Source organism: Paenibacillus sp. JT22N7 (genome assembly GCF_059383875.1).
This window is the reverse complement of the sequence record NZ_JBXENY010000009.1, coordinates 40,994-53,274: the sequence shown is the minus strand read 5'-3', so window position 1 is coordinate 53,274 and position 12,281 is coordinate 40,994. Positions and strand designations below refer to the sequence as shown.

Genomic DNA, 12,281 nt, shown 5'->3' with positions numbered 1-12,281 from the left:
TATAGAGCAAAGGGAGAGGGTATACATGTTGAAACTTGGCAGCGGACGTACACTTTATTATGGCAAAGGGGATGTATTGACTTATCGGACCTATGCAGCGCCACTGGCGGTGAAGTCCATCCCAGAATCGGCTTTTACCGGCGATACGAACGTTATTTTTGCCCATAATATTACATTTGCCGTAAGCGGCGAGACATTGCTCACCTCCTTCACTAAAGGAGACAATACGCAGGTTGTGGCGACAGATTCGATGAAAAATTTTATTTTGCGGCAAACGGCCGACTTTGAGGGGAGCACGACAGAAGGGCTGCTTGCGTTCATCAGCAAGCAATTCCTGAGCCGCTATCCGCATATTGAAGCTATCGAGCTGAGTGCGGACCGCATCCCGTTCCATACGCTTGAAGTGGCAGATGGCAGCGATGGGCTGGTCGATAGCCCGCTTGTGTACCGCCGTTCCCATAATGATCATGCGAGCGCTTCGATGAAGCTTGTCCGCGACGGCGAAGAGGGCGCTCCGGTTATCGTCGAGCATGAGTGCGCTATTACTGATTTGCAGCTGATTAAAGTAAGCGGCAGCTCCTTCTATGGATTTGTCCGTGATGAATATACGACGCTGCCGGAAAGCTATGATCGGCCGCTCTTTATTTTTCTAAACATTTATTGGAGCTATGCAGACGTTGAACATGCGGTAGATACGGGCTTCGGACAATACGTTGCGGCTGAGCATATCCGGGATATTACCCACAATGTGTTCCACGAATATAAAACGCCATCGATTCAATATTTAATTTATCAAGTCGGCTTGCGTATTTTGACCCGTTTCCCGCAATTGGCGGAGGTGCGGTTTGAATCGAATAACCGGACATGGGAAACGGTGGTTGACCATACGGAGGAGGATGCAGCCGCTGTCTACACCGAGCCGCGTCCGCCATTCGGCTTCCAAGGCTTCACGCTTAACCGCGAGGATTTGGAAAACGAGGAAGCTTCGTCATGAGCGGCAAAATAACGACGCATGTGCTCGACATTTCTACGGGGAAGGCTGCGGCGGGGATGGGGCTAGAGCTGTGGCAGTTGAGCGAGGAGACTGGGGAACGGCGGCTGCTTCAGGCCGCTTCCACCAATGCGGATGGACGGCTCGATGCGCCCATGCTTGCTGGCGAGAATATGCAGCCGGGCGTCTATGAGCTTGTGTTTAATGCCGGAAGCTTTTTGTCACGCGATAATGACGCTGCGCGGGAGTCGTCTATTGAATTTATTTTTCAGCAAATACCGATTCGATTTCGCGTTAAGGATGCACAGGCGCATTATCATATTCCGCTGCTGGTTGCGCCGGGGGGCTATAGCACTTATCGCGGTACTTAGAAGATCAGAGTAAACACGCAGGCTTATGTTATGGGGAAAAAGGGGTGGATGCGCATGGCTTCCTACTATGATTGTATCGTGATGAATGGTTTTGTTGTGCTGCCTGACCAAGTGAAAAAGCTGGATATTGGCATTCGCGATGGCCGCATTGCCGCCTTGGAGCCGTCTCTCGCAGGTGCCGAGGCTGGCTCTCGAATCGATGCGGAGGGGCAGTATGTGCTGCCCGGCATGGTCGATATTCACGTACATTTCAATGAGCCGAATTTGGGGCATTGGGAAGGGTTTGTGAGCGGCTCTGCCGCACTAGCTGCCGGAGGTGCAACCTGCTACGCTGATATGCCGCTCAATGGCAATCCGCCGACTGTTACGACCGAGGCGCTTGCGTTGAAAGCAGGCCAGGCAGAAGGCCATTCAGCTGTTGATTATACGTTCTGGGGCGGACTCGTCCCAGGGAAGCTGGATGAGCTTGCCCCTATGTTCGAAGCGGGCGTCGTCGGCTTTAAAGCATTTATGTCCAATCCCGGTGGCGAAGGGGAGGGGCGATTTCGCGAGGTTGATGACTGGACGCTGTATGAGGGGATGAAAAAAATCGCCGCGCTTGGCGGATTTGTCGCCCTTCATGCCGAGAGTGACGCCATTACGTCCCAACTGGCTGATGCGGCTCTAGCAGTCGGCCGCCATGATGCAGAGGCATTCGCAGCCTCGCGTCCGATTATTGCCGAGCTGGAGGCGGTGAATAAGGCGCTGTTGTTTGCGGAGCAGACGGGCTGCCAAGTTCATTTTGTCCATATAAGCAGCTTTGACGCGGTGGAGCTGATTGATCGGGCGAAGCGGCGCGGTTTGCCGGTGACGGTGGAAACCTGTCCGCATTATTTGCTGCTGACGCAGAAGGATATGACGGCGCTTGGAGCAGTTGCCAAATGCGCGCCTCCTCTGCGCAGCGAGGTGCAGCGGGAGGGGTTGTGGCGAATGATTGGCGAAGGTAAGATGGATGTCATCGCTTCCGATCATTCGCCATGTCCGACTTCGATGAAGGAGGATGCTTCTAAAACGTTTTTCGAGGCATGGGGAGGCATATCCGGGGCACAGAGCAGTATGGAGCTGGTGCTAGGTGAAGGATGGATCAAGCGTGGGCTGCCGCTGCCATTGTTATCCGCTTTGATGTCTGCAGGACCTGCGCAGCGCTTCGGGCTGTATCCGCGCAAGGGAGCTATCGCAATCGGCTCTGACGCGGACCTGGCTATTATAGACGTTAATGCGGCCTATGAGCTGCGGGAGGAACATTTGTTTTATCGGCACAAGCATAGCCCTTATGTGGGGAAAGAAATGGCCTGCCGAGTCGTGGCGACACTCGTTCGAGGAACCGTTGTATATACAGTTGACGGCGGCCTTGCACAGCCAGCTTCGGGCAAGTTGCTGCTACCGTTTGAGGCGGGCTCGGAAAAGGGTATGATGAAGGGGTGTGTTTGATATGACAATGGCAAGCAAATCGCAGCTCGCCTCCTTCGTCCCTAAGCTGCTGGAGGAATTATCCCAGTTCGGCGCTGATCCGCGCGGTGGTGTGACTAGGCTGCTTTATACGGCAGAGTGGCTGGAGGCGCAGCAATATTTAGCCGAGCAGATGCAAGAGCTGGGCATGGACGTTTATTTTGACCGAGTAGGCAATTTATTCGGCAGGCTGCAAGGCAGTTCGGGAGAAGGTCCGGTTATTATGACGGGCTCCCATATCGATACGGTGCAATCGGGCGGCATTTATGACGGGGCTTATGGTGTCGCTGCCGGAATTGCCGCTTTGGCGCATTTGAAGGAAACGTATGGGCAGCCTGTAAAAACGCTTGAGGTAGTCTCGCTCTGCGAAGAGGAAGGCAGCCGTTTTCCGCTTACGTATTGGGGCTCGGGCAATATGGCCGGGCTATATGATTTAGAGCAAGGTGCGGAGCGCTATGATGCAGCCGGAACTAGCCTGCAAGAGGCGATGCTTCATTGCGGTTTCGGCAAAGCGGAGCAGCATGCTGTCCGCCGATCAGATATTGCAGCGTTTGTGGAGCTGCATATTGAGCAAGGGCCTGTTCTGGAACGGCAGCAGCTCAGCGTTGGCATTGTCGAGGCCATCGTCGGGCAGCATCGTTATACGGTAACGGTGGGCGGAACAGCCAATCATGCCGGGACGACGCCGATGCCGCTGCGCCGCGATGCACTGGCTGGAGCGGCTGCAATGATTGTGCAGCTGGAGACGGAAGCTATTTTAACGGGCTCGCCGCTCGTTGCTACGGTTGGGAAACTGACGGCAACGCCTAATACGCCGAATGTTATTGCCGGTTCCGTTAGCTTTACGGTCGATGTACGCCATATTGATGAGCCGACCATTCGTGAATTTTGCCAAACGGTATTTCAGCAGTTTCAAGAAATCGCCGGCGAGCGGGAGCTGCATGTGACGATTGAGCAATGGATGGAGGCCGCGCCTGCCCCGATGGACGGACAATTGCGTGTCCGGCTGGAACGTATTGCGAAGCAATTGTCATTGCCTTATACGGTCATGCCGAGCGGGGCGGGACATGACGCCCAACTGCTGTCAGGCATATGTCCTACAGCGATGTTATTCGTCCCGAGCCGCGGCGGCATCAGCCATTCCCCAGAGGAATATACGTCGCCGGACCAATTGGCAGCAGGGGCGGAGATGTTGTCCGCTTTGTTATATGAACTTGCTTACGAGGAGAAATGATGATGAAGAGCTACCGAGAACTGTCGCCTTCCCCCCGCACGATTATGACACCTGGCCCCGTTGAGGTTGACCCGCGCGTGCTTCGTGCGTTATCTTATCCTATACTGGGTCAGTTTGACCCCGAGTTTACGGCACTTATGAATGATACGATGGAGATGCTGCGCAGCTTGTTCCAAACGGACAATCGCTGGGCTTATCCAATAGATGGAACGTCGCGTTCAGGCATTGAAGCGGTACTTAACAGCTTAATTGAGCCGGGTGACAAAGTGCTGGTTCCGATTTATGGCCGTTTCGGCAATCTGCTTTATGAAATTGCCGAGCGCTGCGGTGCGCAGGTTGTGGCGCTGGAGAAGGAATGGGGCGAAGTTTTTGAGCCGGATGAAGTCATCGCCGCTATTTCGCATGAGCGTCCGGCGCTTGTGCTAATGGTTCACGGGGAAACGTCCACAGGCCGGATTCAGCCTTTGGATGCGATTGGCAAAGCGTGCAGGGAGCAAGACATTCTGTTTGTCGTTGATGCGGTTGCGACCATCGGCGGCGTTCCCGTTGAGACGGACGCCTGGTGTATCGATGCGGTCATTGGCGGCACGCAAAAATGTTTATCCGTTCCTTCGGGCATGGCCCCTATTACGTACAACGACAGGGCAGAGCGGAAAATTGCCGCCCGCAAAAAGGTCGAACGGGGCTTGCTCGTTCCTGGCGATGCCGCAAGCAGCAACCGGCGTCCAACAATCCAGAGCAACTATTTGGATTTGAGCCAGCTTCAGGATTATTGGGGGCCAGCAAGGCTCAATCATCATACGGAGATGACCTCGATGCTGTATGGCTTGCGCGAAGGTCTGCGTATTTTGCTCGCTGAAGGACTTGAGGAGCGATTCGCGAGACATCGCAGACATGAAGCGGCGCTAATGGCAGGACTTGCAGCGATGGGATTAACCTTGTATGGCAATCCGGCTTGCAAGCTTCCGGTTGTCACCTGCGTGACGATTCCTGAAGGCGTGGATGGAGAAGCTGTTCGCAGCATGCTGCTAAACAGCTTTGGCATCGAAATCGCCAGTTCGTTCGGTGTGCTAAAAGGGAAAATTTGGCGCATCGGCACGATGGGCTACAGCTGCAGTCAGAAAAATGTGCTGCATGTGCTTGGTGCGCTTGAAGCCGTACTGATTCGGAATGGCGCAATTGTGCCAGCTGGAGAAGGCTTGCAGGCGGCACTGGCTGTGTATGAGAACTAAGGACGATTAACTAATGCTATTTTATACCGCCGCCCGGGTTTTTCCTGGAAATATAGGAAAGTATACGATTTCGCCATACTTTCTCTATATTTCTCGGACTGAAACGCGCCACGCCGCCAGAGGACGGCTTTCGGCCGTTTAACCTGGTTCGGCGGTTTGCTATAGCTTTTGCTTTTATTTTAAATTTAAAGGAGTGCTTACGATGAAAGATATAGTGGTGCGGGAGCAATTGAAAAAGCTTCCCAAAATCGATTTGCACTTGCATTTGGATGGCAGCGTCTTGCCAAATACGCTTCGCGAGCTGGCGAAGGAGCAAGGCAAGGAGCTGCCCGTTGAGGAAGGCAGCGACCTTACCCCGTGGATGCTTGCAGATGAGAGCTGCACTAGCCTAAAAGAATATTTGAGCAAGTTTGCGTTTGTGGAGCCCTATTTGCAAACGCCAGAGGCGCTGGATCGCGTAGCTTATGAAGTGGTTGAGCAATCGGCGGCACAAGGCTGCCGTTATATCGAGGTGCGATTTGCGCCGCTGCTGCATATTAAAGGAGGTTTGTCGCTGGAGGAGGCGATGCGCCATACCATTCGTGGCTTGCGGCGTGGAGAACGGGATTTCGGCGTGAAAGCGCGCGGTATCGCCATCTGCCTGCGCCATGATGCCTATGAGCGCAATGAACAGGTCATACTGGCCGCTGCCAAGCTGCATGGCGATGGAATCGCAGCGGTAGATTTGGCTGGTGATGAAGCTTCCTTCCCGCCAGAGCTGCATCGTTCCTTATTTAACCTCGCTGCTAGCAAGGGGCTGCCGATTACGATTCATGCTGGAGAAGCAGGCGGTGCGGAAAATGTGCAGGAGGCGATTGAAAGCCTGGGCGCCACACGTATCGGCCATGGCGTGCGCATTACGGAAAATCCTGCTATTATGGAAATGGTACGCCGTACAGGCACGCCTTTGGAGCTATGCCCGCTGAGCAACATCCAGACGAAGGCCGTTAGCGGCTGGGAGGCTTATCCGATTAAAGCCTTTCTGGCAGCAGGCATTCGGGCGACCATTAACACGGATAACCTGACGGTTTCAGGTACGACGATTGGTTTGGAATATGAGCTGTTGATGGAAAAATGCGGCGTAACGCTGGAGGAAATCGGCAGGCTGATTTTGAACAGCGCCTATGCGGCCTTTTTGGAGCAGGAAGAAAAACGGCAGCTGATTGCCGATATTGAACAGGGGCTCGCAGCTGCGGGAGTGAAGCCTGCCGTATAAGGAGAGTCCCTGATTCGGAAACAATGGAGGAAGTGACGTATGCGAACCATTTTAGCCGTAATTGGGGATTATTATCATCCTGCGGAGGCGATTGCCGAAGGCTTGCAGCAAAGCTTGGCGCCATTAATGGCGTCAGGGGACATCGAGCTCAGCTATACGACAGTCAAATATTTGGCCGAGGAACTGGCGGCGAAGCCGGATGCCGTCATTTTGTACAAAGATAATAATATCAATCCCGCTGATGAACAAGTGCAGCAATGGCTTGGCGACGAGACGGAGCAGGCGATTTTGCGGTATGTAAGGGCGGGCGGAGGCTGGCTCGCCTGGCATTCCGGGCTTGCTTCGTATCCGGCAGAAGGTGGCTATGTACAGATGACGCGGGGTTATTTTCAGCATCATCCGGAGCAGAAGCTCGTGCGTTCCATAACGGTTGAGCCTGCTGGGCGTTCAGGCGAGGAGCATGTCAATATAGCGGCAGACCAAGCATTCGAAACGGTAGATGAGCATTATTTTGTCGATTGTGATGAAGCGTCAACAACGGTATTTATGCGGACGTATTCCGAGGATGGGCAGTCGATTGGCGGATGGTCCCATGCTTATGGGGAAGGCCGCGTATGTTGTTTGACGCCTGCGCATAATCGCGAAAGCCTGCTGCATCCGGTGCTGGGCGAGCTGGTAAATGCCTGTGTGCAGTGGTGCGCCCGCATGGCGTAGCATTGGTATTTTTTATAAACGATCATTTAAGATTTAAGGCCTTATAACGCTTGAAACGCGCGGTTCCTGCAAATAATAGAGGAACTGCGCTTTTGTCTGCTATAATAAGATCATAAGCATTACGATTAGAGGGTGGTGTAGCCGAATGGACAAAGTAATAGATGAGCAATGTGACGACACATGTATGGGAACGAAGCAGGAGGGTGCAGATCTGCTGACCGCAAAGGTCGAGGAGCAGACGGCCATTGATCTGGCTGAAATGTTCAAGGCGCTAGGCGACCCGACGCGGGTTAAAATGATTTATGCGCTGCTGTCGCAAGAGCTGTGCGTGCATGATTTATGCGTCGTGCTGGATATGGCGCAGTCGGCTATTTCGCATCAATTGCGTTACTTGCGCAATGTGCGAATTGTTAAGCGCCGCAAGGTCGGGAAAACCGTCTATTATTCATTGGACGATGATCATGTAAAGGAAATTTTCATCCAGACGCTTCAGCATTTGCATCACAGCTAGGTGTTGCGTCCATATTAAGGAGAGGATCTAGACGTGACAGTAGTGTCGCCAGTGATTATACAGGCTCGCGAGGAGCATATTGCGGATGCTGTCGCTTTTGCAGCTCAAGTGCGTGAAGAGGTTATGCCGATGTTTGCGGTAAATGGATTGTCGCCGGATCTCGTGAATTTCTCCGAGCATTATTTGCACCAGGAGGGAGCTGGTTTTTTCCTGGCGCTTTCGGAGCGTGGAGAAATATGGGGGTGCATCGGTGTGCAGCCCTATGATAACCGAATTGAGACGGCTAAGTATGAAGCGAACCGGCCAGCCGCAGAAATAGTGAAATGTTATGTAGCTGCAAGCAGCCGCAGAAGCGGTGTAGGCTCGCTGCTTACAGCAGAGGCCAAACGTTTTATTGCAGAGCAGGGCTATAGCGTAGCGTATTTGCATACGCATCGTTTTCTTAAGGGAGCCGTCGATTTTTGGCAGCGGCAGGGCTTTGCTATTACGGCTGAAGATCAGGATGAATGGCAAACGGTACATATGGATGCGAGCGTTACATAAGCGTACTTATCGTATTATACGAACTTTAAATTGCAATTTGTAACCAGACCGATTCAGGCGCGCAGCGCTTGGGTCGTTTTTTTTGGCATAGATTGGGTCAACCCTTGACATACCCCCATGGGGTATTATATGATGAAAACAACAAGAGATACCCCCATAGGGTATGAAAAGGTGGTAACTACAATGGAGAACAGGCAGACTACACTGGAAATTTCGGGTATGACATGTGCGGCATGCGCGAATCGTATAGAGAAAGGCTTAAATAAGCTGGAAGGCGTATCGCAAGCGACGGTCAACTTTACGATGGAGACGAGCCATGTCGAATATCGTGCGGATACGATCGATTTGGCTGCAGTCATCAAGCGGATAGAGCAGCTTGGCTTTACAGCTGAGGAGAAGGTGGAGCAGAAGCAAGGTGGGGATCGCCGGCGTGACGAGATCCGCAAGCAGCAGCTGAAGTTCATCTTATCGGCGATACTGTCGCTGCCGCTTCTGTGGGCAATGGCGGCACATTTTTCATTTACGTCGTTTATATGGGTGCCGGATTTATTGCTCAATCCGTGGTTTCAATTAGCGCTGGCGACTCCTGTGCAATTCATAATCGGCTGGCCCTTTTATAAAGGGGCATTTAATGCGCTGCGGAGTGGGGGCGCGAATATGGATGTCTTGGTAGCGCTTGGAACATCGGCCGCCTATTTTTACAGCCTGTATTTGACGTTGAAGCCTGAAGAGCATGTAGGGATGGCTAATATGCCCGTTATGCAGGAGCTGTATTATGAGACAAGCGCCTTGCTCATTACGTTGATTTTACTTGGAAAATGGTTCGAAGCGCTCGCTAAAGGGCGTTCATCGGAAGCGATTCGCTCGCTCATGGGACTGCAAGCGAAAACAGCGCTTGTCGTGCGTGACGGCTCCGAAATGAGCATCCCGGTCGAACAGGTGGTCATTGGCGATCAGCTTATTGTGAAGCCGGGCGGCAAAATTCCGGTCGACGGTATTGTCCTGGACGGCAGCTCTGCGATCGACGAATCGATGCTGACTGGCGAAAGCCTGCCGGTTGACAAGCAGTCAGGCGATCAAGTATTTGGGGCGACTATTAATAAAAATGGCGTCTTGCGCATTCAGGCAACGAAGGTTGGCAAAAATACAACGCTTGCGCAAATTATTCACATTGTCGAGCAGGCGCAGGGCTCCAAAGCGCCGATTCAGCGAATAGCAGACCGTATTTCCGGCATATTCGTTCCCATCGTTGTAGGAATTGCCCTACTCGCTTTTGCTTTGTGGTACTTCTGGCTCGAGCCAGGCATGTTTGCTGAAGGGCTGGAGAAAGCTATCGCAGTGCTCGTTATCGCTTGCCCATGTGCGCTAGGACTTGCGACACCGACCTCTATTATGGCGGGATCGGGCCGGGCGGCAGAAGTCGGCGTTTTGTTCAAGGGCGGAGAGCATTTAGAATCAACCCATCGCGTTACAGCGGTGCTGCTCGATAAAACAGGAACGGTGACGGAAGGTAAACCTTCACTGACCGATGTTATTGTCGAAGGGAATATACCGGAGCAGGAACTGCTGGCCCTCGTTGGCGGAGCCGAGAAACGCTCGGAGCATCCGCTCGCCGAAGCTATTGTAGCCGCAATTGAAGCGCGGAACATTGCACTTCCCGAAGCGACTGAATTTTCAGCTATTCCGGGCTTTGGCATTCGGGCAACTGTAGCGGGCCGCGATGTTGTTGTCGGAACCCGTGCTTTAATGGAGCGTTACGATGTTGCACACAACAGCGAAGCGCCAATGGCTAAGCTGGAGGAAGTTGGGAAGACGGTTATGCTGACGGCTGTTGATGGCCTATATACAGGCATGATTGCGGTTGCCGATACGATTAAACCTTCATCCAAGCAAGCGATTGACCGGCTCAAGGAGCTTGGCATTAAGGTCATGATGATTACAGGAGATAATCCGCGTACAGCGGCGGCTATTGCGAGCGAAGCGGGTATCGAGCATGTCATTGCTGGCGTGCTGCCGGAAGGAAAAGCCGAGGAGGTTAAGAAGCTTCAGGCGGCTGGCATGAAAGTAGCAATGGCTGGTGATGGCATTAATGATGCTCCGGCGCTGGCGGCAGCAGACATCGGCATGGCGATGGGGACAGGAACGGATGTTGCCATGGAGACGGCAGATGTCACACTTATGCGCGGCGATCTTAACAGCATTGTCGATGCCATAACGATGAGCAAAAAAACGATGCGCAACATTAAGCAAAACCTGTTCTGGGCGCTGGCCTACAACGTCATCGGCATTCCGATAGCGGCAGCGGGCCTGCTTGCTCCTTGGCTGGCGGGGGCGGCGATGGCGCTTAGCTCCGTATCGGTCGTACTCAATGCGCTGCGCTTGCAGCGGATGAAAATCAAAGGCTGATGCTAATGGCAGGGTTGCCCGTCCGCCTATGAATCGGGTATTCTAAAAGGGTACTTCATTTCGTTTCTGGGAGAGGACAGCATCCAATGAATAAAAATGCAAAAATTGGCGGCGGCGGCCTTCATCATATTGCGCTGCGCGCATTTGACTTTGAAGCAACCGTGAAATTTTATACAGAAGGACTCGGCTTTACGCCAAGACATAGCTGGGGTGAAGGAGATGGCCGCGTTATTATGCTCGATAGCGGCGATGGCAACTATCTCGAAGTATTCGCTGGCGGCAAAGCGCTGGTGGCGGACGAAGGCTCCTATTTCCATTTAGCTTACCGCTCCGAAAATATAGAGCTGGCGGTTCAGTCAGCAGTAGCTGCTGGCGCAGTAGTAACGGTAGAGACGAAGGAAGTTGTACTCGGCGACAATCCGCCAACTCCAGTGAAAATCGCATTCGTTAAAGGCTTGAACGGCGAAATCATTGAGTTTTTCCAAAGCACAGGTGAAAATCAGCTGTAAGCAATCGGCAGGCTATAAGCAAGAATCATCATCTTATGTCAAAAATGCTGCGACGGCCGAAGGCGATGCCTTCGGTTGTTCCGGCTTATGGCCTCCCATTATGAAGGCGGGCCGCTATTTTTAAAATATAGGAAAGGATATGATGTCGCCATCCTTTCTCTACATTTCTCGGACTGAAACGCGCTGCGCCGCTAATGGACGTAGTCAGCCGTTTCACCTTGTTAGCGGTTTTAGTAGTAAGGAGGGGTTGCATGGTCGTTGTTATTGGCATTGCAGCGCTTGCGCTGCTGTTTTATTTATTTTTGATATTGCCTACGCAGTGGTTTAAAGTGGAGCGTTGCCATTATCAAGCGGGATTAGGGCTCAAGGTGCTGCAAATTAGTGATCTGCATGTTGAAAATATTCGCATCAGCCCAAGGCGAATCCAGAAGCTGATTGCAAGGGAGCAGCCGGCATACATATTTCTCACCGGAGACTTTACCCAGAAGCTGCGTTATTTACCGAAGGTCAGGAAGTATGTGAAGGCGATTTGCGCGGGCGGCATTCCGGTTTATGCGGTGTATGGCAATCACGACCATCGAATAAAGCCTTCCGGAGTGCGCGAGCTGAAGAAGCTTCTGGAGCGGGAAGGCGTTACCGTTCTCATTAATGAGAGCATCGATTTAGGCGCATTTCAACTGGTTGGCATTGACGATTGGAGCAGCAAAAAGAGCAAGCCGGGACGAGCTTTTCTCCACGTTGACCCGTCAAAGCCTATTATTGTGCTCGCACACGATCCGAATACGGTGCTGCATATTAAGCATTCCTATGATTATCTCATGGCGGGCCATTTTCATGGCATGCAGTTTAATGTTCCGTTCCTGTTCCGGTTTATTAACAAGGGCAAGCTTGCTGCTTCCGGCATTTATAAAGGCCAGCATAAATGGAGCAACGGCACCTTCTATATTTCCAAAGGCATTAGCCAGACCGAGCCCAATGCGAGATTCCTCATTCGCAGTGAAGTGACGGTGCATCAGTTGTAGGCGGC

Annotated in this window: 12 protein-coding genes; all 12 read left to right on the top strand. The window is 52.6% G+C overall.

The annotated features are described in order from the left end of the window. The first annotated feature begins 25 nt into the window (after positions 1-25). The 12 genes from pucL to AC50Y5_RS22765 all read left to right on the top strand — a co-directional run bounded on the left by pucL (position 26) and on the right by AC50Y5_RS22765 (position 12,276). Positions 26-994, top strand: a complete 969-nt coding sequence (pucL, locus tag AC50Y5_RS22820; protein WP_494863903.1) for a factor-independent urate hydroxylase — start codon at positions 26-28, stop codon at positions 992-994. Beyond that, positions 991-1,362: a hydroxyisourate hydrolase gene (gene uraH, locus AC50Y5_RS22815; RefSeq protein WP_056037929.1), complete on the top strand. Its 372-nt coding sequence runs from the start codon at positions 991-993 to the stop codon at positions 1,360-1,362. The genes pucL and uraH overlap by 4 nt, the downstream gene beginning before the upstream one ends. Positions 1,363-1,392: 30 nt before the next feature. Then, positions 1,393-2,832, top strand: a complete 1,440-nt coding sequence (locus AC50Y5_RS22810) for an allantoinase (protein ID WP_494863902.1) — start codon at positions 1,393-1,395, stop codon at positions 2,830-2,832. 1 nt (position 2,833) lies between these two features. Further along, positions 2,834-4,084 carry an allantoate deiminase gene (gene allC, locus AC50Y5_RS22805; RefSeq protein WP_494863901.1) on the top strand — a complete coding sequence of 417 codons (1,251 nt, stop codon included), beginning with the start codon at positions 2,834-2,836 and terminating at the stop codon, positions 4,082-4,084. 2 nt (positions 4,085-4,086) lie between these two features. After that, positions 4,087-5,316: a pyridoxal-phosphate-dependent aminotransferase family protein gene (locus AC50Y5_RS22800; RefSeq protein ID WP_494863900.1), complete on the top strand. Its 1,230-nt coding sequence runs from the start codon at positions 4,087-4,089 to the stop codon at positions 5,314-5,316. Between the two features lie 202 nt (positions 5,317-5,518). Beyond that, the gene (add, locus tag AC50Y5_RS22795; RefSeq protein WP_056037918.1) at positions 5,519-6,571 is read left to right on the top strand and encodes an adenosine deaminase; all 1,053 of its coding nucleotides are present in this window, start codon (positions 5,519-5,521) and stop codon (positions 6,569-6,571) included. Between the two features lie 39 nt (positions 6,572-6,610). Then, the gene (locus AC50Y5_RS22790; protein ID WP_494863899.1) at positions 6,611-7,285 is read left to right on the top strand and encodes a ThuA domain-containing protein; all 675 of its coding nucleotides are present in this window, start codon (positions 6,611-6,613) and stop codon (positions 7,283-7,285) included. A gap of 145 nt (positions 7,286-7,430) precedes the next feature. Beyond that, on the top strand, positions 7,431-7,796 hold the full coding sequence (locus AC50Y5_RS22785) for an ArsR/SmtB family transcription factor (protein WP_056037911.1): 366 nt from the start codon (positions 7,431-7,433) through the stop codon (positions 7,794-7,796). A 33-nt stretch (positions 7,797-7,829) separates the two neighbouring features. Next, positions 7,830-8,339: a GNAT family N-acetyltransferase gene (locus tag AC50Y5_RS22780; protein ID WP_056037910.1), complete on the top strand. Its 510-nt coding sequence runs from the start codon at positions 7,830-7,832 to the stop codon at positions 8,337-8,339. Between the two features lie 183 nt (positions 8,340-8,522). After that, positions 8,523-10,745 (top strand): heavy metal translocating P-type ATPase, encoded by a 2,223-nt coding sequence (locus AC50Y5_RS22775; RefSeq protein ID WP_494863898.1) that lies wholly within the window; start codon positions 8,523-8,525, stop codon positions 10,743-10,745. Between the two features lie 86 nt (positions 10,746-10,831). Beyond that, the gene (locus AC50Y5_RS22770; RefSeq protein WP_494863897.1) at positions 10,832-11,254 is read left to right on the top strand and encodes a VOC family protein; all 423 of its coding nucleotides are present in this window, start codon (positions 10,832-10,834) and stop codon (positions 11,252-11,254) included. Between the two features lie 251 nt (positions 11,255-11,505). Then, positions 11,506-12,276: a metallophosphoesterase gene (locus AC50Y5_RS22765; protein WP_494863896.1), complete on the top strand. Its 771-nt coding sequence runs from the start codon at positions 11,506-11,508 to the stop codon at positions 12,274-12,276. Positions 12,277-12,281: the final 5 nt, after the last annotated feature.